The following is a 25796-nucleotide window of genomic DNA, read 5'->3' on the forward strand; positions in this document are numbered from 1 at the left end:
CGATGCGCGCTTCGCGCCGGGGTGTGGCGGCGAATGTCGGATTCCTTTGACCTCCCGGAACGAATTCCTTTATAATTCAGGGCTTTTCCGCAATCATGCCCACGGAAAAAGAACAGGGAGAGCCTGCATCGCGCCACGAAGCGCCTGCCAAGAGCAGACAAGCAGGGAAGAACGCTTGGGCATAAGCAATCAATTTTGGATCGATCATGAAGACGTTTTCCGCAAAAGCCCATGAGGTGACGCGCGAATGGTACGTGATTGACGCGACGGATAAGGTTCTCGGCCGTGTCGCCAGCGAAGTGGCACGCCGTCTGCGCGGCAAGCACAAACCCGAGTTCACCCCGCACGTCGACACCGGTGATTTCATCATCGTCATCAACGCGAGCAAGCTGAAGGTCACGGGCAACAAGACGCTGGACAAGAAGTACTACCGTCACTCGGGCTACCCGGGCGGCATCTATGAAACGACGTTCGGCAAGATGCAGGAACGCTTCCCGGGCCGCGCGCTTGAGAAGGCGGTCAAGGGCATGCTGCCGAAGGGCCCGCTCGGCTACGCGATGATCAAGAAGCTGAAGGTCTACGCTGAAGCCACGCATCCGCATTCGGCGCAACAGCCGAAGGCGCTCGAGATCTAAGGGGAGCCCACATGATCGGTAACTGGAATTACGGTACGGGCCGCCGCAAGAGCGCAGTCGCTCGTGTCTTCATCAAGGCTGGCAAGGGCGACATCATCGTCAACGGTAAGCCCATCGCTGACTACTTCTCGCGCGAAACGTCGCTGATGATCGTGCGTCAGCCGCTGGAGCTCACGAGCCACAGCCAGACGTTCGACATCAAGGTGAACGTGTCGGGCGGTGGCGAAACGGGTCAAGCGGGCGCAGTGCGTCACGGCATCACCCGCGCGCTGATCGACTACGACGCGACGCTGAAGCCGACGCTGTCGAGCGCGGGCTTCGTCACGCGTGACGCGCGTGAAGTGGAGCGCAAGAAGGTCGGTCTCCACAAGGCACGCCGCGCCAAGCAGTTCTCGAAGCGTTAATCGCTCGTGCTGCGCGCCGCTTTCGGGCGGCGTCACTGCAAGAAAAACCGCCAGTTTTCGCGCTGGCGGTTTTTTTATGTGAACGCAGCTTGCGTTTGTGCAACGAATGCGCGAAAAACGCCGGCGCGCCTCTTGATTTCGCCTGCGTCAGCACGATCTAAGGATCGGCCCTACAATAGCAGGCAATGGCTTTTTGGAGAGTTCGCATGAACGCTGTCACCGAATCCGCGGCAACCACCGAGATGCCGGCTCCGTTCGTCTTCACCGACGCGGCGGCCGATAAGGTCAAGCAATTGATCGACGAAGAAGGCAACCCTGAACTTAAACTGCGCGTATTCGTGCAAGGCGGCGGTTGCTCCGGCTTCCAGTACGGCTTTACGTTCGACGAGGAAGTCAACGAGGACGACACCGTGCTCAACAAGAACGGCGTCGTGCTGCTCGTCGACGCGATGAGCTATCAGTACCTCGTCGGCGCCGAGATCGACTACAAGGACGATCTGAACGGCGCGCAATTCGTCATCAAGAACCCGAACGCGACCACGACTTGTGGCTGCGGCTCGTCGTTCTCGGTCTGACCGAACCGATCCGGTCGCTCGAACGGACGCACGTCGTCCGTTCAAAAAAACGGGGCTTCATGCCCTAATGTCGTTCAGTTGAATCAAAAAGGCCGCTCCGATTGATACCGGAGCGGCCTTTTTCGTTGGTTCTGCAAGGCTAGGCCACTGCGAACCACGCATATTGACTGAACGGCATTAGGGCTTCATGCCCCGTTTTTTATGCGCGCGCGATGCGATGTGGCGATTCGGCGTGCGGCTGTCCCCGGGCGACCCGGACGGGACTCGCACGACGGCGCGCGCCGTTGGCGCTTCAGCGCGGATAGAGCGCGCCCAAGACGCGCTCGCCCGCCGCGCCCGTGACGGCCGACACGTTGCCCGGCGCGCGCGCGTTGAAGCGGTACGCGAGCCACGCGAACGCGAGCGACTCGACCTGCTGCGGCGGCACGCCGAGCGCAGCCGTCGTGTTGACCGGCGCATCGAGCCCGCGCGCCGCGAGCGCGGCCGCGATCGCGGCGAGCAGCACCGGATTGCGTGCGCCGCCGCCGCACACGTAGACGGCGCGGCAGTCGCTTGCATGCCGCGCGATCTCGTCGGCGATGGTCGCCGCGGTCAGGACGGTGAGCGTCGCCTGCACGTTTTCGGGCGCGAGGCGCGAGAAACCGGCGAGCTTCGTGTCGAGCCAATCGGTGTTGAAGAGATCGCGCCCCGTGCTTTTCGGCGCGTTCTGGCGGAAATACGGCTCATCGAGCAGCGCGGCGAGCAGCGCGTCGTCGACCGTGCCGCGCGCCGCGAAGCGCCCGCCCTCGTCGAACGGCTGCTTCAGATGGCGTTCCGCCCACGCATCGATCAGCGCGTTCGCCGGGCCGCAGTCGAAGCCGCGCACCGATTCGTCCCGCGCGTCGCGCGCGGCGGGCAGGATCGTGATGTTGCTGATGCCGCCGAGATTGCAGACGACGCGCGTTTCGTTCGACGAGCCGAACATGGTCGCGTGGAACGCCGGCACGAGCGGCGCACCCTGGCCACCCGCGGCGACGTCGCGGCTGCGGAAGTCCGCGATCACGTCGATGCGGGTCAGCTCGGCGAGCAGCGCCGCGTTGTTGATCTGCCGCGTGTAGCCGCGCTCGGGCCGGTGCCGCACCGTCTGTCCGTGCACGCCGAGCGCGCGTACGTTCTCGGGCGCGAGGCCCGCGGCGCGCAGCAGTTCGTGGCAGCACGCCGCGTAGCGCGCGGCAAGTGCGTTCGCGGCGAGCGCTTCGCGCTCGATCTCGTCGTCGCCCGTCTGCTGCAGCGCGAAGAGTGCGTCGCGCAGCGTATCGGCGAAGCCGACGAACGCTTCGGACAGCACCGCGGGCGGCTTGCCCGTCTCGAAACGGACGGCGACGCCGTCGACGCCGTCCATGCTCGTACCCGACATCAGGCCGAAATACACGCCATCCGCGGGATGGCCGGGTTGCATGCGGTTGGGCGCCACGTCATTGCTCCGGAATCGAGGTTGGATGCGCGCGGAAGGCTTGCTGCGCGCCGTCGTGCCCGATTATCCGCGCAAGCGCGCGCGTCGTTAAGCGGTCCGCGCGCAACTTATGGGAAAATTGCTTTTTTTGCGACATTTCTTCCTCTTGCACCGATGAGCACCGATCCCACTTCCAAGCCCGCCTTCCCGATCACCGATGAGGTCCGCCACGCGCTCGCCGTCACGAAGCGCGGCGTCGACGAACTGCTGATCGAGGAAGAGTTCGCGCAGAAGCTCGCGAAAAGCGCGTCGACGGGCAAGCCGCTGCGCATCAAGCTGGGCCTCGATCCGACCGCGCCCGACATCCACATCGGCCACACGGTCGTGCTGAACAAGATGCGCCAGTTGCAGGATCTCGGCCACACGGTGATCTTCCTGATCGGCGACTTCACGTCGCTGATCGGCGATCCGTCGGGCCGCAACGCGACGCGCCCGCCGCTCACGCGCGAGCAGATCGAATCGAACGCGAAGACCTACTTCGAGCAGGCGGCGCTCGTGCTCGACCGCGAGAAGACCGAGATCCGCTACAACAGCGAATGGTCGATGCCGCTCGGCGCGGACGGGATGATCAAGCTCGCGTCGCGCTACACGGTCGCGCGAATGCTCGAGCGCGAGGACTTCACGAAGCGCTTCCAGGGCGGCATTCCGATCTCGATCCACGAATTCCTGTACCCGCTGATGCAAGGCTACGACTCGGTCGCGCTGAACGCCGATCTCGAGCTCGGCGGCACCGATCAGAAATTCAACCTGCTCGTCGGCCGCGAACTGCAGAAGCAGTACGGGCAGGAGCAGCAGTGCATCCTGACGATGCCGCTTCTCGAAGGCCTCGACGGCGTCGAGAAGATGTCGAAGTCGAAGGGCAACTACGTCGGCATCAGCGAGAAGCCGAACGACATGTTCGGCAAGCTGATGAGCATCTCGGACGTGCTGATGTGGCGCTACTTCGAGCTGCTGTCGTTCCGCAGCCTCGACGAGATCGCGCAGTTCCGCGCCGAAGCCGAAGGCGGGCGCAATCCGCGTGACTTCAAGGTGATGCTCGCGCAGGAGATCGTTGAGCGCTTCCATTCGCGCGCCGATGCCGAGCGCGCGCTCGAAGACTTCAATCACCGTGCGAAGGGCGGCGTGCCCGACGACATCGCCACGGTGACGCTCGCCGGCGCGCCGCTCGCGATCGGCCAGTTGCTGAAGCAGGCGGGGCTCGTGCCGTCGACGAGCGAGGCGCTGCGCAATATCGAGCAGGGCGGCGTGAAGATCGACGGCGCAACGGTGTCCGACAAGGCGCTGAAGGTCGAAGCGGGCGAGTTCGTCGTGCAGGTCGGCAAGCGCCGCTTCGCGCGCGTGACGCTCACCGCATGAGCGCGCGGCCCACGATTCGACTGAGCGTTCTGCGCGCCGCGCGTGCGGCGGAGGCGCGCACATGATCGCGCTGATCCAGCGCGTGAAGCGCGCCGACGTGCGTGTCGGCGACCGCGTGACGGGCGAAATCGGCCCGGGCCTCCTCGCGCTCGTCTGCGCGGAGCGCGGCGACACCGAGGCCGCCGCCGACAAGCTGCTCGCGAAGGTGCTCGGCTACCGGGTGTTCAGCGACGCGGCGGGCAAGATGAACCTGCCCGTGTCGAACATCGACGGCACGGGGGGCGCGGGCGGCCTGTTGCTCGTGTCGCAGTTCACGCTCGCGGCCGACACGAACAGCGGCCTGCGCCCGAGCTTCACGCCCGCTGCGCCGCCCGACGAGGGCGCGCGCCTCTTTGACTACTTCGCGCGCGCGGCTCGCGAGCGTCATCCGATCGTCGCGACGGGCGAGTTCGGCGCCGACATGCAGGTGTCGCTCGTGAACGACGGCCCTGTGACGTTCTGGCTGCAGACGCGCCCCTGATGCTTCGATTCGAGACCGCCCCGATGGCCACGACGCAGATCCTCTTCATCCGCCACGGCGAGACAGCCTGGAACCGCATCAAGCGGATTCAAGGCCACATCGACATTCCGCTCGCCGACACGGGGCTCGCGCAGGCGCGGCAACTGGCCGAGCGTCTCGCGCGCGACGCACGCGCCGGCGCGCGGATCGACGCGATCTATTCGAGCGATCTGTCGCGCGCGCAGCAAACCGCGCAGCCGGCGGCCGACGCGCTCGGCCTGCCGCTCGTGCTGCGCGAAGGGCTGCGCGAGCGCGCGTACGGCGTGTTCCAGGGTCATGACAGCGCCGAGATCGAGGCGCGCTTTCCCGGCGCGTTCGCGCAGTGGCAGACGCGCGATCCCGGCTTTGAGCCGGAAGGCGGCGAATCGCACCGCGCGTTCCATCACCGCGTGTTGCACGAGGTCGAGCGGATCGTCGCCGCCCATCCGGGTGCGCGCATCGCGTGCGTCGCGCACGGCGGCGTGCTCGACTGCGTGTACCGGTTCGCGAACGATCTGCCGCTCGACGCGCCGCGCAAGCACGCGCTCCTGAACACGAGCGTCAACGTCGTCGATTACGATGGCGGCCGCGCGCGCGTCGTTCGCTGGGCCGACGTCGGTCACTTAAGCGAAGCGAGCGACGACGACGGCTATCGGAAGGTTCTGTGACGCCGTAGCGCGGCTCGTGTGCGCGAGTGCGCGCTTGGCCGCGAGGCTGTTCGGCCGTCGCGGCGCGCCGGCGACGGCCGTCAGCGTCAGCGCAGCCCGTGGCGCGCCTTGTAATCGAGCGCATACGCGATCTTGCCGGGCTTGTCGGCCGTGATCGGCTGGCGCAGCTTGTCGAATTCCCCTTTGCCGTATTTCTTGCCGCCGTTGATCTGATCGGCGCGCCCGAGGTCGGCGCCTGTCTTGCCGTCGATCACCGGATCGGTCGACGCGACCATTCTCGCCGACGCATTCCATACCGCATTCAGGTAGCCCGTATCGGCCGCTGCCGGGTCGGGATCAGTCGCGCCCGCGCGCGCCAGGTCGTAGCCGGCGAGCGAGAACGTCGCCGGCTGCCCGCGCAGCCAGTCGGCCCAGTAGAATTCCAGGTAGTCGGTCGCTTGCGCGGGCTTCGCGTAGCCGATGTCGCGCGTGAAATAGACGAGCGACCGGTAACGGTCATCCTGCATGCCGAGCGTGAGCCCGAGTCCGGCGGGCAACTGATCCGGCGCGATCGGCCGCCCGTCGCCGTCCTTCAGGCGCGTGTAGCCGCGGCTTTGCATCTGCCGCCAGAACGCCGCGCCCGAGTAGTCGCTGAGGTTGTCCTTGACGACGACGTGCACGTGGAGCGTCGGGCCGCCGTCGGGCGTCTCGTAATAGGTCGACAGGCCGTGGTGACCGTCGGTCACGTACAGCGCGTCGCCGTTCGGGCCGACGACGACGGGATTGAGCACCGTGCGGTCGCGCGCGTCGGCGCCGGTCGCGCAAGCGTAGCTCGCGGCGTCGCGCAGCATCGATTGCGCGGTGTAGCCGTCCGACGCGACGCCGCCGAGCCCTTCGTCTGCGCAGAAATCGTCGAATTTCTTGTCGGGCTGCCGCTCGTAGCGACCGAGCTTGTAGTAGATCTGGTCGTAGCCGAGCGCGCCTTGCGTCGGACGCAGCTCACCGAGCACCACGTCGAGCATGTCGCCCGTGCGCACGCTTTTCCATTTGCCCTGCACGGGCGCGGGCGTCGATGGCGACGGATTGCCGGCGCTCCCCGGGGCCGTTGCACTGCCTGGTGTGGAGCCGTTTGCGCCGGCTTCGACGGCGGCGATCGGGGCGACGGAGGCCGTGCCGTCACCGCCGCATGCGGCGATCGCGGCAATGAGCGAAAAGGCGGTAACGGCGACGAGGCGGGAGAGCGGATGGGGCATCGGGCAATGGCGTCGACAATGGGTTGGGCGGCGGCGCGCGGCTGACGCGCGTGCGCGGACCCGTCAGCATCGCGAATCGATGTGACAGGTATTTGAAATGAAATCGACGGATTTGGCTACTTGCCGGTGCGGCCGGGCTGCTGGGGCGACGCGGCGACGCGCCGGCGGGCGCGCTTCGACACGCCGTTGACGAGCGCCCAGCGGATCACCGGCGCGACGATCCGCACGCCGGGCCGCACGAGCGCGCGGCGCACGGGAGCGAGAGCCGACAGGCCGAGCATCTGCTGCGCCCAAGTCGGCAGCAGATCGACGCCGGCGTTGAACAGCAGCGTGGCGGCGGGGCGCATCGCCGGCTTCGGCACCGGCACGTTCGTCAGGATGCGCACCACCTCGTGCGTGCGTTCGCTCGCTTCCAGTTCGGGGCGCATCGCGGCGAAGTACGCGGCGACGTCGGCGCGCGTCTTGGGCACGTTCGTCGCGCCGAGCAGTTCGGCGACGCGCGCCGTTTCCGCGTAGTAGCGGTCCTGGTCGGCACCCGACAGCAGCGGATTCATGTAGCGCAAGTGCGCGGCGAGAAAGCTCGACACTTCGGCGACGTGCACCCACGTCAGCAGCGCCGGGTCGCTCGCGCGATACGGGCGGCCGTCGAGCCCCGTGCCGGTGACGGTCTCGTGGATCGCCTTCACGCGCTCGATCAGCTTCAGCGCGTCGGCGCGGCTGCCGTACGTCGTGCCGGAGATGAACGTCGCGGTGCGGCGCAGGCGGCCGAGGATGTCGGTGCGGAACGTCGAATGGTCCCACACGCCCGCGAGCGCGAGCGGCTGCAGCGCTTGCAGCAGCAGTGCGGAGATGCCGCCCGTCATCATCGACGTGAAATCGGCGTGCACTTTCCAGCACACCGCGTCGGGGCCGAAGAGGCCAGGGTCGCCGGGCGGCGACGAGTAGTCGAGCGACGGGCCGCTGCCTGCCGTCAGATGCGTGACGCCGCCTGCGACGCGCGCGCGCACGCGCTCGACGAGCGGACGGCCGATCGTCGAGCGTGCTGGGCGGTCGTGTAGCGGGGCGGACATCGATTGGCTCGTCGGAACGGGAACGGCGTCAGCGCTGAGCGTCCGGCGTGTCCCAGAGATTGCACACGGCGCTCGCGGCGTCCGGCGCGGAGAGTCCGAAGTGCCGGTACGTGAGGAGCGTCGCGACGCGGCCGCGCGGCGTGCGCTGCAAGAACCCCTGCTGGATCAGGTACGGCTCGAGCACGTCCTCGATCGTGTCGCGTTCCTCGCCGATCGCGGCGGCGAGGTTGTCGACGCCGACCGGCCCGCCGTCGAATTTGTGCAGGATCGCCTCGAGCAGCTTGCGGTCCATCAGGTCGAAGCCGACCGGATCGACGTCGAGCATCGCGAGCGCGGCGTCCGCGACGGCAGCGGTGATGTTGCCGTCGGCTCTCACTTCCGCGTAGTCGCGCACGCGGCGCAGCAGGCGGTTCGCGATCCGCGGCGTGCCGCGCGAGCGTTTCGCGATTTCGAGCGCGCCGTTCGGATCGATCGGCGCGTTGAGGAGCGCGGCCGAGCGGCGCACGATCCGCGATAGCTGCTCGGCGTCGTAGAACTCGAGTCGCGCGACGATTCCGAAGCGGTCGCGCAGCGGATTGGTCAGCATGCCCGCGCGCGTCGTCGCGCCGACGAGCGTGAACGGCTGCAGGTCGAGCTTCACGCTGCGCGCGGCCGGCCCTTCGCCGATCATGATGTCGATCTGGTAATCCTCGAGCGCCGGATACAGGATTTCCTCGACGACAGGCGACAGTCGGTGGATTTCGTCGATGAAGAGGACGTCGTTCGCTTCGAGGTTCGTGAGGAGCGCGGCGAGGTCGCCTGCGCGCTCGAGCACGGGGCCGGACGTCTGGCGCAGGTTCACGCCCATCTCGCGCGCGATGATGTGCGCGAGCGTCGTCTTGCCGAGGCCGGGCGGCCCGAACAGCAGCACGTGGTCGAGCGCTTCGGAGCGGCGCTTCGCGGCCTCGATGAAGATCTCGAGCTGGTCGCGCACCTTCTCCTGGCCGACGTATTCGTCGAGCTGGCGCGGGCGCAGCGCGCGTTCGAACGCTTCTTCGTGCGAAGACACGGGCGTGGCGGCGATGATCCGCTCGGTGGCGAGTTTGTCGGTTTCGATCATGCGGCCATTGTACCGCGCGGCGCGGTCCGGCCAACCTGGCCGAACGGCCGAGTCGCCGCCTGGCGACCGGCGTGAGAAGCTGTTTCCAACGACGCGCCGTTACGCCTTCGACAGCGCCTTGAGCGACAGCTTGATGCCTTCGGACACGCCGGTGCCGGCCGGCACGTTCTTGATCGCGGCGAGCGCTTCCTTTTCCGAATAGCCGAGCGCAACGAGCGCGTTGAGGATGTCGGTCGCGTGGTCGGACGGGGACGCCGCGCCGGCGAGCGGGCCGAGATCGGCGCCGAGCTTGCCTTTGAGTTCGAGGAGCAGGCGCTCGGCCGTCTTCTTGCCGATGCCGGGCACGCGTGTGAGGCGCGCGGCGTCCTGCAGCGTGACCGCTTGCGACAGCTCCGCGACGCTCATCCCGGACAGCACGGCGAGCGCCATCCGCGCGCCGACGCCTGTGATCTTGAGCAGTTCGCGGAACGTCGAGCGCTCTTGCGGCGTCAGGAAGCCGTACAGCAGGTGCGCGTCCTCGCGGACGATCAGTTGGGTCAGCAGCGCGACCTTCTCGCCCGTGTGCGGCAGGTTGTAGAACGTGCTCATCGGTACGTCGACTTCATAGCCGACGCCGTTGCAGTCGACGAGGAGGTGCGGGGGATTCTTTTCGAGCAGGGTGCCGGCGATGCGACCGATCATGGCGAGTGCGGGACGGAACGGAAAGCGCGAGTGTAGCGCACCGCAGTGCGCGCGCGGCAGCGGGACGGCCGGAAGATCGCCAGCGGGCTGCGGGTTGCGTGCGGCGAGCGTGGCCGACGGGACGGTGCGCCGGGCGCGTTCGGAGTATCCGGGCTGCGTGGGGGCGGCTCGAGCGGCAGGCGTGGTTGGCGTTGCCGGGAGTGTTGGAATTGCCGGCGCGTCCGGCGCGTTTGAGGCAATGGATGGGGGGTGATCGACGACGATTGATTCGAGCGGAGGCGGTGCCGGCGTCCGCAATGCGTCGCCGGACATCCGCGTTACCCGACGAGCCGTCCGCGCCGAACGCGCAGCCCTTTTTTCGCGAGCGCGGGCGCGATGCCGCCGAGCGTGTTGAGCGTGTCGCCGCCGTGCGCGTGGCAGATCGCCATCCCGAGCGCGTCGGCCGCGTCGGTGCCGGGCCGTCCGGACAGACTCAGCAGGCGTGCGACCATTTCCTGCATCTGCTCTTTCGTCGCGCGTCCGTAGCCGACCACCGCCTGCTTGAGCTGCAGCGCCGTGTATTCGGCGACGGGCAGGCCGCCCGACACGAGCCCGCAGATCGCCGCGCCGCGCGCCTGGCCGAGAAGCAGCGTCGATTGCGGATTGACGTTGACGAACACTTTTTCGATCGCCGCCTGATCGGGGGTGTGCTCGCGGATCAACGTCGAGATGCCGTCGTAGATCGTGCCGAGCCGCGTGGGCAGGTCGGCCGTGGGGGTCTTGATCACGCCGCTTGCGACGTACGCGAGCTGATGGCCGCTGACGTCGATCACGCCGAAGCCCGTGACGCGCAAGCCGGGGTCGATGCCGATGATTCGCATGAAAAAACGGAAAAGCTGTCTGCGTCCGATACTACACGAATGACGCGGGATCTCGGCGAAGGCGGGGCGCAATCGCCGAACCGAAAAGCCACTGCGCCGAAAAATCACCGCGTGCCCCGTCGAGATCGCACGTCCGATAAAAAACCCGGCGGTGAGACACCGCCGGGTTTCGCTGAAAACGACGCGTCGCGAGAATCAGTGACGGAAGTGGCGCACGCCCGTCAGCACCATCGCGATGTTGTGCTCGTCGGCTGCGGCGATCACTTCGTCGTCGCGCACGGAGCCGCCCGGCTGGATCACGCAGGTCGCGCCCGCCGTGACGACGACGTCGAGGCCGTCGCGGAACGGGAAGAAGGCGTCCGACGCGACCGCCGAGCCGGCGAGCGTGAGGTCCGCGTTCTGCGCCTTGATGCTAGCGATGCGCGCCGAATCGACGCGGCTCATCTGGCCCGCGCCAACGCCGAGCGTCATCCCGTTGCCGCAGAACACGATTGCGTTCGACTTCACGTACTTCGCGACGCGCCATGCGAACAGCAGGTCGTCCATTTCCTTCGGCGTCGGGTGGCGCTTCGTGACGACGCGCAGCTCGCGCGGCTGGACGTTCTTCGAATCGAGCGACTGCACGAGCAGGCCGCCGCCGACGCGCTTCAGGTCGAACGCGTTGTGGCCGTCGCCCAGCGCGATCTCGAGGAGACGCACGTTCTGCTTCGCCGCGAGCACCTGCTTCGCCGCATCCGAGAACGACGGCGCGATCAGCACTTCGACGAACTGCTTCGCCACCGCTTGCGCGGCGGCTTCGTCGACTTCGCGGTTGAACGCGATGATGCCACCGAACGCCGACGTCGGATCGGTCTGGAACGCCTTCGCGTACGCTTCGGCCGCATCCGCGCCGAGCGCGACGCCACACGGATTCGCGTGCTTGATGATCACGCATGCGGGCGCGTCGAACGTCTTCACGCATTCCCACGCGGCGTCCGAATCGGCGATGTTGTTGTACGACAGTTCCTTGCCCTGCAACTGGCGGTAGTTCGCGAGCGCGCCGGCCGGCGTCGCGATGTCGCGGTAGAACGCAGCGCTCTGGTGCGGGTTTTCGCCGTAGCGCAGGTCCTGCACCTTGTCGAACGCGAGGTTCAGCGTCGCCGGGTACGGGTTGCGCGAGCCGTGCTGCAGGTCTTCCGTCAGGCTCGTCAGATAGTTCGTGATCGCGCCGTCGTACTGCGCGGTGTGCGCGAACACCTTGGTCGCGAGGCGGAAGTTCGTCTTGTAGCCGACCGTGTTGTCGTTCGCCTTCATCTCGTCGAGCACGACCGCGTAGTCGGCCGGATCGACGACGACCGTCACGTCGCGGTGGTTCTTCGCCGCCGAGCGCAGCATCGTCGGGCCGCCGATGTCGATGTTCTCGATCGCGTCGGCGAGCGTGCAGTCGTCCTTCGCAATCGTCTGGACGAACGGATACAGGTTCACGACGAGGAGATCGATCGTCGGAATCCCGTGCGCTTCGAGCGCCTGCATGTGCTCGGGCAGGTCGCGGCGAGCGAGGATGCCGCCATGCACCTTCGGGTGCAGCGTCTTCACGCGCCCATCGAGCATTTCCGGGAAGCCGGTGTAGTCGGCCACTTCGGTGACGGGCAGGCCCGCGTCGGCGAGCAGTTTCGCGGTGCCGCCCGTCGACAGCAGCTTGACGCCGAGTTCGGACAGCGCTTTTGCGAAGTCGACGATGCCGGTCTTGTCGGAAACGGAAATGAGCGCTTGCTTGATCATGATGGAACCACCAATAGCCAGAAAACGGGGACGGGGCGGCCGCCTACAGCAGGCCGTGCTGCTGCAGCTTCTTGCGCAGCGTGTTGCGATTGATGCCGAGGTACTCCGCGGCGAGCGACTGGTTGCCGCCCGCCTGTTCGAGCACGACTTCGAGCATAGGCTTTTCGACGCACGACATCACCATCTCGTAGACGTCGTGCGGATTGGAGCCGTCGAGATCCCGGAAGTAGCCACCCAGGCTGTCGCGGACGCATTGTTCGATGTTGTGCTTGCTCATGCTGCTAATTGGTTAGGATCGCCCGGCTCGCCGCGGCCGCCGTCTTCTTCGTCCACGTAGACGAGGCGGTCGGACAATGCCTGTTGCGCGTCGAAGAATTCGTTGACGGCGGCAAGTTGCTCGCGCGTGGAATCGAGCGTATTCATCCGGTGCCGGAATCCGTTGGCACCGGAAAGGCCGCGAGTGTACCAGCCGATGTGCTTGCGCGCAGTACGGACTCCCGTGAATTCGCCGTAGAACGCGTAGTGATCCTCGAGGTGCTCGTTCATCACCTGGCGGATCTCGTCGATGCGCGGCGGCGGCAGGAGCTCGCCGCTTTGCAGGAAATGACCGATTTCTCGAAAAAGCCATGGCCTTCCTTGCGCCGCGCGGCCGATCATCAGCGCGTCGGCGCCCGTTGCTTCGAGCACCGCCTTCGCTTTCTGCGGCGACGTAATGTCGCCGTTCGCGACGACCGGAATGTGCACCGCACTCTTCACGGCAGCGATCGTGTCGTATTCGGCGTCGCCGCGGTACAGATCGGCGCGGGTTCTGCCGTGCACGGTCAGCATCGAGATGCCGGCTGCCTCGGCGAGCTTCGCGACCATGATCGCGTTCTTGTGTTCGCGGTCCCAGCCGGTTCGGATCTTCAGTGTGACGGGCACCGCATCAGGCCCCGTGCCGACCGCGGCGACCACCGCCTCGACGATTCGCTGCACGAGCGGTTCGTTCTGCAGCAGCGCGGAGCCGGCGGCGACGTTGCAGACCTTCTTCGCCGGACAGCCCATGTTGATGTCGATGATCTGCGCGCCGTTCGCGACGTTGTGACGCGCGGCCTCGGCCATCATCACCGGATCGGCGCCCGCGATCTGCACTGCGATCGGTTCGACTTCGCCCGCGTGGTTCGCGCGGCGCATCGTCTTCTCGCTCTTCCACAACTGCGCGTTCGACGCGACCATCTCGGACACGGCGTAGCCCGCGCCGAGCCGTTTGCACAGCTGGCGGAACGGCCGGTCCGTGACGCCCGCCATCGGGGCGACGAACAGATTGTTGCGCAGGACGTGAGAGCCTAGGACGGGCATCGCAATGGGAGCGCCCGCGCGGGGCGCGGGCGGGGGGCAGGCGAAAGGGAAAACGCGCATTTTACCGTAACCGCTGGTGCCGCCGAATTAGGCAACTGTCGGCAATCGTTAAATCGTCGATGAATATTGCGTGAATGTGGGATGGCGCATCGTGCGTGGCTGCAAAGCGGAGTACACGCGATGCGTCGGGAGGTCGTTTCGGGACGCGCGAACCGGCCATGCGAGCGATGTCGCCGACGATGCCGTGCGCGCGTGCTTTGCGGTCGCGCCGATGCGTCGTGCGGCGTTGCCGCGTGCGTGCCGGCATAGGCTGCGTGGCGGAAAGCGTACGCGAGGTGAGAGATGAGAATCTGGATGTCAGCCGTCAGCCGATTCTGTCGAAAAACGCGCTGACCATGGGCGGAGCCAGATTCTCAAGAGCCCTCTTCCTTGGCAGGCGCCCAAGCGTGGCTTGTCGAGCGACCTGACGGGTCGATTCTTCGCGAATGGCAAGCGAGGTTTCGGAAACGGCGTTTTTCAACGGAATCGGCCATCAATCCGATCGTCAGCCAGCCGCTCGACGCTGAATGGTCGACGCCACCTGCCTCACCGCCGCTGCCCGAACATCATCTGCCGCGCGATCGCGGTCTTGAGCGGCGGCACGAATTCGAGCGCGGTGAGCGCCGCGCCGCGCAGCACGGCGAGCGGTCGCGAGTCGACGGTGAAAAGGCGTGCGAGCGTGTCGGTCGCGCCGATCGTGAGGCGCCTGTCGAGCGCGCGGCGCGCGTTGAACGTCGCGAGCGCGAGCGGTGTCGCGCCGTGTTCGGACAGCGTCTCGGCGAGCGTGTGCGCGTCGCGCAGCCCGAGGTTGAGCCCCTGGCCCGCGACCGGGTGCAGCGTTTGCGCGGCGTTGCCGACGATCGCGATCCGTCTGTCGACGAGCGTTTCCGCCGCAGCGAGTCCGAGCGGGAACGCCGCGCGCCCGACGATTTGCGTGAAGCGTCCCATCCGCGCGCCGAACATCGCGCCGAGTTCCTGCAGGAATGCGTCGTCGGACAATTCGCTGCGCCGCCGCGCGACATCGGGCGCGCAGCACCAGACGAGCGCGTAGTCCGCCTGCCGCGGGCCGCCGAGCGGCAGCAGCGCGAGCGGGCCTTCGGCGGTGAAGCGCTCCCACGCGACGCGCGGCCGCGGCGCCGACACCGTGACGGTGCCGACGAGCGCCGTCTGCCCGTAGTCGCGGCTCTTCGCACTCTCGGTCAGCTTGCGCTTCCGGTCGTCGAAGAGGCCGCCCTCCGCGTTGACGAGCACGCGCGCGCGCAACTCGCGCGTGCCTTGCAGCGTGTCGAGCGTGATCGTCGCGCCGTCGGCGTCCTGCGTCGGCGAATGCGCGGACGTCGACGTGAACCAGTGCGCGCGCGTGCCGCGCACCGCGCGCGCGAGCGCCTGCACGATCGAGCCGTAGCGCACGACGTAGCCGAGCGCGGCGAGGTCGTGCTCGTCGCGATCGATCAGCGTGCGGCCGAAGTGGCCGCGCTGCGACACGTGGATGTGCTCGATCGGCGTCGCGTCGCCCGGCCAGCCGAGCGTATCGAGCAGCATCCGGCTGCCGTGCGACACGGCAATCGCGCGAGGATCGTTCGCGCTCGCGTCGGGATCGCGTGCGTCGATCAGCGCGACGGACAGCGCACGGGTCGCACTGCGGCGCGCGAGCCAGCCGGCGAGCGCGAGCCCGACCGGCCCGGCGCCGACGATCGCGATATCGAAGTCGAAAGCAGGCGAAGGGGCGGCGGTCGTCATCGTTCGTGAATCGTGGGTCTCGGTGGGAAGCAGCGGGTGCGGGTCACGGCTGCGGGCGGACGGTCTGGGTCGGCGCATCGCGCATCAGCGCCTCGATCTCGTCCGCGGCCACCGGCACGTCGCGCGTGATCAGCTCGCATCCCGTCGGCGTGACGAACGCGTCGTCCTCGATCCGGATGCCGATGTCCCAGAATGCCTGCGGCACGTCGTCGGCCGGACGCACGTACAGCCCCGGCTCGATCGTGAGCGCCATCCCCGCGTGCAGCACGCGCGACGGCAGCGCGCCGTCGTCGTCGCGCGGCGCGCGGCGCTCGCGGTAGTCGCCGCAGTCGTGCACGTCCATCCCGAGCCAGTGGCCCGTGCGGTGCATGTAGAAGCGCGTGTACGCGCGCTCGGCGATCACGTCGTCGACGCTCGCGAAGCGAGTCTTCGGCACGAGGCCGGTGTCGAGCATGCCCTGTGCGAGCACGCGCACCGCGGCGTCGTGCGGCGCGTCGAATGCGGCGCCCGCGCGCGTCGCCGCGATCGCCGCTTCCTGCGCGGCGAGCACGATCTCGTAGAGCGCGCGCTGCGGGCCTGAAAAGCGGCCGTTCGCCGGGAACGTGCGCGTGATGTCGGATGCGTAGCCGTCGAGCTCGCATGCCGCGTCGATCAGGATCAGGTCGCCGTCCTCGACGATCGCGTCGCCCGCCGGGTAGTGGAGCACGCACGCGTTCGCGCCCGTCGCGACGATCGAGCCGTACGCGGGCGATTGCGCGCCGTGGCGGCGGAACGTGTAAAGCAACTCGGCTTCGAGTTCGTATTCGCGGATGCCAGGTCGGCATGCGGCCATCGCGCGAAGGTGCGCGAGCGCGGAAATCCCGGCCGCGCGGCGCATGATCGCTTGCTCGTGCGCGTCCTTGACAAGCCGCATGTCGTCGAGCAGCGGCCCGAGATCGAACGCGGCGCCTGGCGCGGCGACGCCTGCGCGGGCGCGCGAGCGCACCGCGTCAAGCCAGCCGTTCAGGCGGCCGTCGAATTCGGTCGAAACGCCGAAGCGATAAAAGAGCGCGTGCGCATCGGCGACGATGCGCGGCATTTCGGCGTCGAGCGCGTCGTATGGGAACGCGGCGTCGAAGCCGAACGCGTCCCGCGCGGCCTCGGGCCCGAAATGGAACCCTTCCCAGATTTCGCGCTCGGGATTCTTCGCGCGGCAGAACAGGATCGCACGCGGCGCGTCGTCCGTCGCCGACGCGTCGAGGACGAGGAGCGCGTCGGGCTCGGTGAAGCCCGTCAGGTAGTAGAAGTAGCTGTCGTGCCGGTACGGATAGCCGCTGTCGCGATTGCGGAGCACTTCCGGCGCGGTGGGCACGATGGCGACGCCGCCGCCTTGCGCGCGCAGCGATGCCAGCACGCGGTCACGGCGCTGGCGGTAGACGTCGAGGGCGATGGCGGGTTCGGTCGGTTGATTCATCATGCGATTGTAGCGCCGTCGCGCGGGTCGCGCGCGACGGGTGGGGGCGGCGGGTGGGGGCGGCGGGCCGTCGGTCGTGCGGCGGCGATGCGGCCGCCACGGCGCGCACGCAACGACGCACCGTGCGCGGCGCGATGCCGTGCGGTCCGCGGGAAATCACGCTTGGCCGGCACGCGCCGGCGCAAAACGGCAGCTCGGGCCCGCGGCAAAAGCCGGACGGCCGCAACGCGAAACCGCACGGCGCAACCTCCGCTGTCTTGCCCGGTCGCGCGGCCCGCGCGGCGGCCGCGATTGTTGCAAACCATCCACAGGCCGGATGGCCGATTATCAACGGAGACGCAACGGCCGGTTATGATCGGCGACAACGTATACTCTCGGGCGGTATTCCCGACAGAAGACAGATGATGAAATTAATCGGTTCGCTCAGCAGCCCGTTCGTCCGCAAGGCGCGAATCGTGCTCGCTGAAAAGAAGATCGACTACAAGCTGGAGCTCGAGAACGTCTGGGCGCCGGACACCGACATCCATGCGTCGAACCCGCTCGGCAAGGTGCCGTGCCTCGTGATGGAGGACGGCGCCGCCGTGTTCGATTCGCGCGTGATCTGCGAATACGTCGACACGCTTTCGCCCGTCGGCAAGCTGATCCCGCCGTCCGGACGCGAGCGCGTCGAGGTGCGGTGCTGGGAGGCGCTCGGCGACGGCGTGCTCGACGCGTCGGTCGCAATTCGTATCGAGCACACGCAGCGCGAGCCGCAGCAGCGCAGCGACGCATGGATCGCGCGCCAGCAGCGCAAGATCGACGACGGTCTCGTCGCGATGTCGCAGGGCCTGGGCGGCAAGATGTGGTGCGTCGGCAATCACTACACGCTTGCCGACATCGCGCTCGGCTGCACGCTCGGCTACCTCGATTTCCGGATGCCCGAAATCAACTGGCGCGAGCGCCATCCGAATCTCGACAAGCATTTCGTGAAGCTGTCGCAGCGCCAGCCGTTCGTCGACACAGTGCCGCAGTGACGCGACGCCGCGCGCGGCGTCGATGACAAAACGCCCCGTTACCGGGGCGTTTTTCGTTTGACGCGCGGCGCGTGGGCGGCGCGCGACGTTTCGATGCGCGAGCCGACGGCCAAGCTCGCCGGCTGCTCGCGATCGCGGTGCGCCACGCCGCGGCGACTTACGAGAAAACGCCCTTCCGAGGGGCGTTTTTCTGTCGAACTAGGCGCGCGCCGGCGCGCTTCCGCCGATGCGCGCGTACCCGCTCTCGCCGAGTGAGAACGAGTCGCTGCGCGCGACGGGCCACCATGTCTCGTACAGCGAGAAGCCGCAATGGTCGCCGTTCAGCAGCGCACCCGGCTCCAGATACTTGAGCAACTGCGACATCAGTCGCACTTCGTGCGGCGCGACGCGCTGCACGATGTGATGCGCGCGCAGCTCGGACGGATGCGACAGCCCCGCCGCCTGCACGAGTTCCTGCAGCGCGTGCAGCGTGTTGCGATGGAAGCCGTGGACGCGCTCCGCCTTGTCCGGCACGACGAGCGCGCGCTGGCGCACCGGGTCCTGCGTCGCGACGCCCGTCGGGCAGCGGTCCGTATGGCAGTGCTGCGCCTGGATGCAGCCGACCGCGAACATGAAGCCGCGCGCCGAGTTCACCCAGTCCGCGCCGATCGCGAGCGTGCGCGCGATGTCGAACGCGGTGATGATCTTGCCGCTTGCGCCGAGCTTCACCTGATCGCGCAGCCCGATCCCGACGAGCGTGTTGTGCACGAGGAGGAGCCCTTCCTGCAGCGGCACGCCGACGTGATCGGTGAATTCGAGGGGCGCCGCGCCGGTGCCGCCTTCCGCGCCGTCGACGACGATGAAGTCCGGCACGATGCCCGTCTCGAGCATCGCCTTCGCGATCCCGAAGAATTCCCACGGATGGCCGACGCACAGCTTGAAGCCCGTCGGCTTGCCGCCCGACAGCTCGCGCAGCCGTTCGACGAACTCGAGCAACCCGCGCGGCGTCGAGAACGCCGAATGCGCGGCGGGCGACACGCAATCCTTGCCCATCGGCACGCCGCGCGTCTCGGCGATCTCGGGCGTGATCTTCGCGGCGGGCAGCACGCCGCCGTGGCCGGGCTTCGCGCCTTGCGACAGCTTCACCTCGATCATCTTCACCTGCGGGTCGCGCGCCTGCTTCTCGAACTTGTCCGGATCGAACGTGCCGTCGTCGCGGCGGCAGCCGAAGTAGCCGGAGCCGATCTCCCAGATGATGTCGCCGCCGTGCTCGCGGTGATATTTCGACAGCGAGCCTTCGCCCGTGTCGTGCGCGAAGCCGCCTTGCTTCGCGCCCAGGTTCAGCGCGCGGATCGCGTTCGCCGATAGCGCGCCGAAGCTCATCGCCGAAATGTTGAAGATCGAGATGTCGTACGGCGCTTGGCGCATCGCGCCGACGCGGACCCGGAAATCGTGGCCGGCCAGCTTCGTCGGCGCGAGCGAATGGCTGATCCATTCGTGCGCGACCGCCTTCACGTCGAGCTCGGTGCCGTACGGCCGGTTGTCGGCGACGTTCTTCGCGCGCTGATAGACGAGGCTGCGCTGCGCGCGCGAGAACGGCTTTTCGTCGGTGTCGTCTTCGACGAAGTACTGGCGGATTTCAGGACGGATGAATTCGAACAGGAAGCGCAGATGGCCCCACAGCGGGTAATTGCGCAGGATCGCGTGGCGGTCCTGCTTCAGGTCGTACAGGCCGAGCGCGACGAGCGCGGCGACGGGCGCGATCCACAGCCACGAGATCGCATGCCGGGCCGCGAGCACGGCGACGGCCGCGAAGAGGGCGACCGCGCACCACATCGCGAGATAACGTCGAGAAAGCATGGGGACTCCATATCGTTTTTCGGATGCCGCCATGCGTCGACGAGCGGCGCGGCGGCGGGCGCGGACGCGGACGTGCCGGCGCGCCGTCCGTCGCGTGCCGCAAGTCTAAACCGATCGGGGGTCAGCGCGCTTCGGCGAGCGCGGGCGCGCCGCCCGCGTGCGCGGCGTCGGGGCGTCCCGTTGCCGCGGATTCGATGATGCCGCCGCCGAGGCACACGTCGCCGTCGTACAGCACCGCCGACTGGCCGGGCGTGACCGCCCATTGCGGCTCGTCGAACGTCAGCGAGAAGCGCTCGCCGCTTGCGTCGGCTGCAACGCCGCTCGCCGCGCCGCCGCCCGACGCGGCCCGGCCTGACGCGGCCCGGCCGAAAATACAAGCCGCGTCGGCCTGCCGATAGCGGGTCTTCGCGCCGCACGCGAAGCCGTCGATGGGCAGTTCGCCCGCGACCCAACTGACATTGCCCGCGACGAGCTCGCGCGACAGCAGCCACGGATGATCGTGGCCCTGCACGACGTAGAGCGTGTTCGACGCAATGTCCTTCGCCGCGACGAACCACGGCTCGCCGCTGCCGTCCTTGCTGCCGCCGAGCCCGATGCCCTTCCTCTGGCCGAACGTGTAGAACGCGAGGCCGATGTGCTCGCCGACCGTCTTGCCGTCGGGCGTCTTCATCGGGCCGGGCTTCGTCGGCAGATAGCGGTTCAGGAAATCGCGGAACGGGCGCTCGCCGATGAAGCAGATGCCCGTCGAATCCTTCTTCTTCGCGTTCGGCAGCCCGATCTGCTCGGCGATCTCGCGCACCTTCGTCTTCGGGATTTCGCCGAGCGGGAACAGCGTCTTCGACAACTGCGCCTGATTGAGGCGATGCAGGAAGTACGACTGGTCTTTCGTATGATCGAACGCCTTCAGGAGCTCGAAGCGGCCGTCGCGCTCGCGCACGCGCGCGTAATGGCCGGTCGCGATCGTCTGGGCGCCGAGCGACATCGCGTGATCGAGGAACGCCTTGAACTTGATCTCCGCGTTGCACAGCACGTCCGGATTCGGCGTGCGGCCCGCCGAGTATTCGCGCAGGAATTCGGCGAACACGCGGTCCTTGTATTCGGCAGCGAAGTTCACCGCCTCGACGTCGATGCCGATCAGGTCCGCGACCGACACGACATCGATCCAGTCCTGCCGCGTCGAGCAGTATTCGCCGTCGTCGTCGTCTTCCCAGTTCTTCATGAAGAGGCCGACGACGTCGTAGCCCTGTTCCTTCAGCAGCCATGCGGTGACCGACGAATCGACGCCGCCCGACATGCCCACCACGACTCGGCGCTTCGTCATTTGCCCGCCGCCTGATGATCCGGGGCCGCGCGATACGGCGCGACCGAATGCGTATGCACGAAATCGAGCGGCACGCGGCGGCCGGCGAGGTAGTCGTCGACGCAGCGCATCACGGCGGGCGACCGATGGCGATCCTCGCAGGCGCGCAGTTCGTCGGCCGTCATCCACAACGTGCGGACGATGCCGTCGTCGAGCGTGTGATTGGCGAGCGCGTCGCCCGCGCGGCCGCAGAACGTGAAGCGCAGGTAGGTCGCGCCGGCGCTCGCCGGGCGCGCGTAGTGCGCGAGATACACGCCGACGAGCGCGTCCGGCTCGAACGGATGCGCGGTTTCCTCGAGCGTCTCGCGGATCACCGCTTCGACGAGGGTCTCGCCGGCTTCGAGGTGGCCCGCCGGCTGATTGATGCGCAGGCCGGACGACGTATGTTCTTCGATCACGAGAAAGCGCCCGTCGCGTTCGACGATCGCGGCGACCGTCACGTGCGGGGTCCAGATTTCGGGTTTCATAGCCGTGCATTTTACCGGTTGCGCCGCGCTGCTGCCGGATTCGCGTATAGCGCGGTTCCGACCCCGACGCAACTCCGGGCGTTGCCCACGTGCACACGCCAGTCGACCGGGAAGGGGTCGCATTGCTGATTCGTCGCCGCTTTCGGTTAAAGTGGCGCCTGAAACAGCCGTTGCCTTCGAGCCGGTATGTCAGTCGTCCGGCTCGCCGTCGCAGTAGAACAAACGAAGAGGAGGGATCGACGATGCATATCGGAGTGCCTGCCGAAACGCGGGCGAACGAGGCGCGCGTGGCGGCGACGCCGGAGACGGTCAAGAAATACGCGGCGGCCGGCCACCGCGTGACGGTCGAGCGCGGCGCAGGCGTGGCCGCGAGCTTTCCGGACGACGCATACGCGGCCGCCGGCGCCGAGCTGACCGACGCGGCCACCGCGTTCGGCGCGGACATCGTGCTGAAGGTGCAGGCGCCCACCGATGCGGAGGCCGCGCAGCTGAAGCGCGGCGCGACGCTCGTCGGGATGCTCGAGCCGTTCAACGCCGAGCAGGCGGCGCGTCTGGCGGCGGCGGGCGTCACGGGCTTCGCGCTCGAAGCCGCGCCGCGCACGACGCGCGCGCAGAGCCTCGACGTGCTGTCGTCGCAGGCGAACATCGCCGGCTACAAGGCGGTGCTCGTCGCCGCGGCGCTGTATCCGCGCTTCTTTCCGATGCTGATGACGGCCGCGGGCACCGTGAAGGCCGCGCGCGTGCTGATCCTCGGCGCGGGCGTCGCAGGGCTGCAGGCGATCGCGACCGCGAAGCGCCTCGGCGCCGTCATCGAAGCGTCCGACGTGCGTCCCGCAGTGAAGGAGCAGATCGAATCGCTCGGCGCGAAATTCCTCGACGTTCCTTACGAAACGCAAGAAGAGCGCGACGCGGCCGAAGGCGTCGGCGGCTACGCGCGGCCGATGCCGGCGTCGTGGCTGGGGCGTCAGGCGGCGCTCGTGCACGAGCGCGCGAAGCAGGCCGACATCGTCATCACGACCGCGCTGATTCCGGGCCGTCCCGCGCCGACGCTGATTTCCGTCGAGACCGTGCAGTCGATGAAGCCGGGCTCGGTGCTCGTCGATCTCGCGGCGGGCCGCGGCCCCGAATTCGACGGCCGCAAGAGCGGCAACTGCCCGCTCACCGTCGCCGACCAGGTGATCGTCCATCAGGGCGTGACGATCGCCGGCTACACGAACCTGGCCGCGATGGTGCCCGCCGACGCGTCATCGCTCTACGCGCGCAATCTGTTCGACTTCCTGAAGCTGATCGTCACGAAGGAAGGCGCGCTCAACATCGATCTTTCGGACGACATCGTCGCCGCGATGCTTCTGTGTCGCGACGGCGAGGTCGCGCGCAAATAACGGGAGGCGGGATGGAGATCATCAATCACACGGTCATCAACGTGATCATCTTCGTGCTGGCGGTGTACGTCGGCTACCACGTGGTCTGGAACGTGACGCCCGCGCTGCACACGCCGCTGATGGCGGTGACGAACGCGATCTCGGCGATCGTGATCGTCGGCGCGATGCTCGCGGCCGCACTGACGCTGGGCGGCGTCGGCAAGTTCTTCGGCACGCTCGCCGTCGCGCTCGCGGCCGTCAACGTGTTCGGCGGCTTTCTCGTGACGAGGCGCATGCTCGAGATGTTCAAGAAGAAAGAGCCGAAGCAGGCGAACGGCAAGGCGAAGGAGGGCGCGCGATGAGCATGAACGTCGTCACGCTGCTGTACCTCGTTGCGTCGGTGTGCTTCATCCAGGCGCTGAAGGGCCTGTCGAATCCGAAGAGCGCTAGACGAGGCAATCTATTCGGAATGGTCGGGATGGCGATCGCGATCCTGACGACCGTCGCGCTGATCGTCAAGCAGGCCGCCTGGCTCGGCGCGAACCTGCCGCTCGGCCTCGGGCTCGTGTTCGGCGCGCTCGTGATCGGCGGCGCGGTCGGTGCGGTGATCGCCGCGCGCGTCGAGATGACGAAGATGCCGGAGCTCGTCGCGGCGATGCACTCGCTGATCGGTCTCGCGGCCGTGTGCATCGCGGTCGCGGTCGTGGCCGAGCCGGAGGCGTTCGGGCTCGTGCCGCAGGATGCGGCGTCGCCGAACTTCATTCCGTTCGGCAACCGGATCGAGCTCTTCATCGGCACGTTCGTCGGCGCGATCACGTTCTCCGGCTCGGTGATCGCGTTCGGCAAGCTGTCGGGCAAGTACAAGTTCCGGCTCTTTCAGGGCGCGCCCGTCGTCTATCCGGGGCAGCATCTGATCAACCTGATGCTCGCGCTCGGCATGCTCGGCTTCGGCATCCTGTTCTTCGTGACGCAGTCGTGGCTGCCGTTCGGGATCATGACGGCGATCGCGTTCGCGCTGGGCGTGCTGATCATCATCCCGATCGGCGGCGCGGACATGCCGGTCGTCGTGTCGATGCTGAACTCGTATTCGGGCTGGGCGGCGGCGGGCATCGGCTTTTCGCTGAACAACGCGATGCTGATCATCGCGGGCTCGTTGGTCGGCTCGTCGGGCGCGATCCTGTCGTACATCATGTGCCACGCGATGAACCGCTCGTTCTTCAACGTGCTGCTGGGCGGCTTCGGCGCCGAGCCGGGCACGGCGGCGAGCGGCGGCTCGCAGGAGCAGCGGCCGGTGAAGTCGGGTTCCGCGGAAGACGCGTCGTTCATGCTCGGCAACGCCGAAACGGTCGTGATCGTGCCGGGCTACGGGCTTGCCGTCGCGCGTGCGCAGCATGCGCTGAAGGAGCTGACCGACAAGCTCGTCGAGAAGGGCATCGACGTGCGCTATGCGATCCATCCGGTCGCGGGGCGGATGCCGGGCCACATGAATGTGCTGCTCGCGGAAGCGGAAGTGCCGTACGAGATCGTCCACGAGATGGAGGACATCAACGGCGAGTTCGGGCAGGTCGACGTGGTGCTCGTGCTCGGCGCGAACGACGTGGTGAATCCGGCTGCGAAGAACGATCCGAAATCGCCGATCGCGGGGATGCCGATCATCGAGGCGTACAAGGCGCGCACCGTGATCGTCAACAAGCGGTCGATGGCCGCGGGCTACGCGGGCCTCGACAACGAGCTCTTCTACATGGACAAGACGATGATGGTCTTCGGCGATGCGAAGAAAGTCATCGAGGACATGGTGAAGTCGGTCGAGTAAGCGATGCGCGGGCGCGCCGGCGTCGGCCGGGGCGCTCGCCGTTCGCGTACAGGGCGCCGATCGGCGCGCGGCCCGCGGGGCGGCGCATCGTTTCGGCGTTTTTCTTTTTGTCTGCGGCTGACGCATGTACGTCGCGGATCGCCACATGCGATTCGAGCGATTCGACGCCGTCACGGATCGTTCGGGTTGCGTTCGCGCGACGATCGCTCGTGCGCTTGCCGTCGCGCCGCGCGTCAACGCACGGGCGCGTTCGCCTTGCGCAGATAGTCGGCGAGCCGCTTGCCCTCCTGATCCGGAAACGCCGCGTGCACTGCGACTTCGTTCATTCGCGCGATGTCGAACGTGCGGAAGTCTTCGCGCAGCTCGCACCATGCGCCGATCGTCCAGCGCCCGCCCCAGTAGACGAGCCCGAGCGGCCATACGCGGCGCGTCGTCTGCGCGCCGAGCCGGTCGCAGTACGCGAAGCTCACGATGCGGCGGCCGTCGACCGCTTCGTGCAGCGCATCCACTTTCTCCGAGAACGCGCGGTCGATGTGAAACGACGGCGCGAATACCGCGAGCCGGTCGAGCGTCGCGCGCTTGTCGGCGGGCATCGCCGACGCGATCTTCGCGAGCGCCGAACGCGCGCCGCCCGCGAAGCGCGCGCCGCCCCACGTCTCGAGCATCCGCGCGCCCGCCGCGAGCGCGGCCAGCTCCTCCGCGGTGAACGTGAGGGGCGGCAGGCTCGCCGCGCGGTTCAGGCGGTAGCCGATCCCGGCTTCTCCTTCGATCGGCACGCCCGACAGCTGCAAGTCGCGCACGTCGCGGTACACGGTGCGCGGCGATACCGACAGCCAGTCGGCGAGCTGCTGCGCGGTCGTCAGGCGGCGGCCGCGCAGCAATTCGGCGATCTGGAACAGGCGGTCGGCGCGACGCGTCATCGCGGGGCTCCGAGAGTGGGGACGGGATTGGGAATGCCGCGATGATAGCGCCGCGCGCGACAGCGGGCACGCGCGGTTTTCG

At 67.7% G+C, this 25796-nt stretch carries 26 protein-coding genes; 10 read left to right on the forward strand and 16 right to left on the reverse strand.

Features of this window, described 5'->3' with window-relative positions; translation table 11 throughout:
- Positions 1 to 76: 76 nt before the first annotated feature.
- The gene (locus WS70_RS33435) at positions 77 to 208 is read right to left on the reverse strand and encodes a hypothetical protein (RefSeq protein ID WP_257791889.1); all 132 of its coding nucleotides are present in this window, start codon (positions 206 to 208) and stop codon (positions 77 to 79) included.
- Between WS70_RS33435 and rplM the strand changes: the two genes are divergently transcribed.
- From rplM to erpA, 3 genes are all read left to right on the forward strand, one after another.
- On the forward strand, positions 207 to 635 hold the full coding sequence (rplM, locus tag WS70_RS03555) for a 50S ribosomal protein L13 (protein WP_004522094.1): 429 nt from the start codon (positions 207 to 209) through the stop codon (positions 633 to 635). The genes WS70_RS33435 and rplM overlap by 2 nt on opposite strands.
- 11 nt (positions 636 to 646) lie before the next feature.
- Positions 647 to 1039, forward strand: coding sequence for a 30S ribosomal protein S9 (gene rpsI / locus WS70_RS03560; RefSeq protein WP_010106367.1), 393 nt, complete (start codon positions 647 to 649; stop codon positions 1037 to 1039).
- Between the two features lie 206 nt (positions 1040 to 1245).
- A complete protein-coding gene (erpA, locus tag WS70_RS03565) occupies positions 1246 to 1614 on the forward strand; it encodes an iron-sulfur cluster insertion protein ErpA (RefSeq protein ID WP_059470770.1) in 369 nt (122 codons plus the stop codon).
- A 292-nt stretch (positions 1615 to 1906) separates the two neighbouring features.
- Here the strand turns inward: erpA and WS70_RS03570 are convergent, their stop codons facing one another.
- Entirely contained in the window at positions 1907 to 3052 is a 1146-nt protein-coding gene (locus tag WS70_RS03570) for an anhydro-N-acetylmuramic acid kinase (protein ID WP_059596344.1), read from the reverse strand.
- A 168-nt stretch (positions 3053 to 3220) separates the two neighbouring features.
- On the opposite strand from WS70_RS03570, the gene tyrS reads away from it, so the two are divergent.
- The 3 genes from tyrS to WS70_RS03590 all read left to right on the forward strand — a co-directional run bounded on the left by tyrS (position 3221) and on the right by WS70_RS03590 (position 5668).
- Positions 3221 to 4462 (forward strand): tyrosine--tRNA ligase, encoded by a 1242-nt coding sequence (tyrS, locus tag WS70_RS03580; RefSeq protein ID WP_059470772.1) that lies wholly within the window; start codon positions 3221 to 3223, stop codon positions 4460 to 4462.
- Positions 4463 to 4523: 61 nt separating this feature from the next.
- Complete coding sequence (gene dtd / locus WS70_RS03585; RefSeq protein ID WP_059470773.1) at positions 4524 to 4982, forward strand: D-aminoacyl-tRNA deacylase; 459 nt, start codon at positions 4524 to 4526, stop codon at positions 4980 to 4982.
- Between the two features lie 23 nt (positions 4983 to 5005).
- On the forward strand, positions 5006 to 5668 hold the full coding sequence (locus WS70_RS03590) for a histidine phosphatase family protein (RefSeq protein ID WP_059470774.1): 663 nt from the start codon (positions 5006 to 5008) through the stop codon (positions 5666 to 5668).
- An 86-nt stretch (positions 5669 to 5754) separates the two neighbouring features.
- On the opposite strand, the gene WS70_RS03595 is transcribed toward WS70_RS03590, so the two are convergent.
- The 10 genes from WS70_RS03595 to WS70_RS03640 form a co-directional block, all read right to left on the reverse strand.
- Positions 5755 to 6900, reverse strand: coding sequence for a ParB/Srx family N-terminal domain-containing protein (locus tag WS70_RS03595; protein WP_059596345.1), 1146 nt, complete (start codon positions 6898 to 6900; stop codon positions 5755 to 5757).
- A 116-nt stretch (positions 6901 to 7016) separates the two neighbouring features.
- Positions 7017 to 7970, reverse strand: coding sequence for an oxygenase MpaB family protein (locus tag WS70_RS03600; protein WP_059596346.1), 954 nt, complete (start codon positions 7968 to 7970; stop codon positions 7017 to 7019).
- Positions 7971 to 7998: 28 nt separating this feature from the next.
- Positions 7999 to 9069, reverse strand: coding sequence for a Holliday junction branch migration DNA helicase RuvB (gene ruvB / locus WS70_RS03605; protein ID WP_059596347.1), 1071 nt, complete (start codon positions 9067 to 9069; stop codon positions 7999 to 8001).
- Positions 9070 to 9168: 99 nt separating this feature from the next.
- The gene (gene ruvA, locus WS70_RS03610) at positions 9169 to 9750 is read right to left on the reverse strand and encodes a Holliday junction branch migration protein RuvA (RefSeq protein WP_059596348.1); all 582 of its coding nucleotides are present in this window, start codon (positions 9748 to 9750) and stop codon (positions 9169 to 9171) included.
- A gap of 317 nt (positions 9751 to 10067) precedes the next feature.
- The gene (gene ruvC, locus WS70_RS03615; RefSeq protein WP_059470779.1) at positions 10068 to 10610 is read right to left on the reverse strand and encodes a crossover junction endodeoxyribonuclease RuvC; all 543 of its coding nucleotides are present in this window, start codon (positions 10608 to 10610) and stop codon (positions 10068 to 10070) included.
- A gap of 195 nt (positions 10611 to 10805) precedes the next feature.
- Entirely contained in the window at positions 10806 to 12371 is a 1566-nt protein-coding gene (gene purH / locus WS70_RS03620) for a bifunctional phosphoribosylaminoimidazolecarboxamide formyltransferase/IMP cyclohydrolase (protein WP_059596349.1), read from the reverse strand.
- Between the two features lie 43 nt (positions 12372 to 12414).
- Positions 12415 to 12648 (reverse strand): Fis family transcriptional regulator, encoded by a 234-nt coding sequence (locus WS70_RS03625; protein ID WP_059470781.1) that lies wholly within the window; start codon positions 12646 to 12648, stop codon positions 12415 to 12417.
- Positions 12645 to 13709, reverse strand: coding sequence for a tRNA dihydrouridine synthase DusB (gene dusB, locus WS70_RS03630; RefSeq protein WP_059596350.1), 1065 nt, complete (start codon positions 13707 to 13709; stop codon positions 12645 to 12647). Before dusB ends, WS70_RS03625 begins: the two co-directional genes overlap by 4 nt.
- A gap of 585 nt (positions 13710 to 14294) precedes the next feature.
- The gene (locus WS70_RS03635) at positions 14295 to 15488 is read right to left on the reverse strand and encodes a UbiH/UbiF/VisC/COQ6 family ubiquinone biosynthesis hydroxylase (RefSeq protein ID WP_059470783.1); all 1194 of its coding nucleotides are present in this window, start codon (positions 15486 to 15488) and stop codon (positions 14295 to 14297) included.
- 43 nt (positions 15489 to 15531) lie between these two features.
- Positions 15532 to 16941 (reverse strand): aminopeptidase P N-terminal domain-containing protein, encoded by a 1410-nt coding sequence (locus WS70_RS03640; protein WP_059470784.1) that lies wholly within the window; start codon positions 16939 to 16941, stop codon positions 15532 to 15534.
- A gap of 401 nt (positions 16942 to 17342) precedes the next feature.
- Here WS70_RS03640 and WS70_RS03650 point away from each other — a divergent pair, with 401 nt between their 5' ends.
- On the forward strand, positions 17343 to 17954 hold the full coding sequence (locus WS70_RS03650) for a glutathione S-transferase family protein (protein WP_059470785.1): 612 nt from the start codon (positions 17343 to 17345) through the stop codon (positions 17952 to 17954).
- A gap of 198 nt (positions 17955 to 18152) precedes the next feature.
- On the opposite strand, the gene WS70_RS03655 is transcribed toward WS70_RS03650, so the two are convergent.
- The 3 genes from WS70_RS03655 to WS70_RS03665 all read right to left on the reverse strand — a co-directional run bounded on the left by WS70_RS03655 (position 18153) and on the right by WS70_RS03665 (position 21620).
- Positions 18153 to 19793 carry an FMN-binding glutamate synthase family protein gene (locus tag WS70_RS03655; RefSeq protein ID WP_059596351.1) on the reverse strand — a complete coding sequence of 547 codons (1641 nt, stop codon included), beginning with the start codon at positions 19791 to 19793 and terminating at the stop codon, positions 18153 to 18155.
- A gap of 121 nt (positions 19794 to 19914) precedes the next feature.
- Positions 19915 to 21114 carry a tRNA 2-thiouridine(34) synthase MnmA gene (gene mnmA / locus WS70_RS03660; RefSeq protein ID WP_059596352.1) on the reverse strand — a complete coding sequence of 400 codons (1200 nt, stop codon included), beginning with the start codon at positions 21112 to 21114 and terminating at the stop codon, positions 19915 to 19917.
- The gene (locus WS70_RS03665; RefSeq protein WP_059470788.1) at positions 21111 to 21620 is read right to left on the reverse strand and encodes an NUDIX hydrolase; all 510 of its coding nucleotides are present in this window, start codon (positions 21618 to 21620) and stop codon (positions 21111 to 21113) included. The genes mnmA and WS70_RS03665 overlap by 4 nt, the downstream gene beginning before the upstream one ends.
- Before the next feature lie 242 nt (positions 21621 to 21862).
- On the opposite strand from WS70_RS03665, the gene WS70_RS03670 reads away from it, so the two are divergent.
- Genes WS70_RS03670 through WS70_RS03680 form a run of 3 tightly spaced genes read left to right on the forward strand, consistent with a single transcriptional unit; the run spans position 21863 to position 24794 of the window.
- Positions 21863 to 23002 carry a Re/Si-specific NAD(P)(+) transhydrogenase subunit alpha gene (locus tag WS70_RS03670; protein ID WP_059470789.1) on the forward strand — a complete coding sequence of 380 codons (1140 nt, stop codon included), beginning with the start codon at positions 21863 to 21865 and terminating at the stop codon, positions 23000 to 23002.
- Positions 23003 to 23013: 11 nt separating this feature from the next.
- Positions 23014 to 23343 (forward strand): NAD(P) transhydrogenase subunit alpha part 2, encoded by a 330-nt coding sequence (locus WS70_RS03675; protein WP_059470790.1) that lies wholly within the window; start codon positions 23014 to 23016, stop codon positions 23341 to 23343.
- Positions 23340 to 24794 (forward strand): NAD(P)(+) transhydrogenase (Re/Si-specific) subunit beta, encoded by a 1455-nt coding sequence (locus tag WS70_RS03680; RefSeq protein WP_059470791.1) that lies wholly within the window; start codon positions 23340 to 23342, stop codon positions 24792 to 24794. The genes WS70_RS03675 and WS70_RS03680 overlap by 4 nt, the downstream gene beginning before the upstream one ends.
- Before the next feature lie 233 nt (positions 24795 to 25027).
- Here WS70_RS03680 and WS70_RS03685 read toward each other — a convergent pair whose 3' ends face one another.
- A complete protein-coding gene (locus WS70_RS03685) occupies positions 25028 to 25714 on the reverse strand; it encodes a helix-turn-helix transcriptional regulator (protein WP_059470792.1) in 687 nt (228 codons plus the stop codon).
- Between the last annotated feature and the right edge of the window lie 82 nt (positions 25715 to 25796).

The sequence above is a fragment of the Burkholderia mayonis genome, from assembly GCF_001523745.2.
Taxonomy (GTDB): Bacteria; Pseudomonadota; Gammaproteobacteria; order Burkholderiales; family Burkholderiaceae; genus Burkholderia; species Burkholderia mayonis.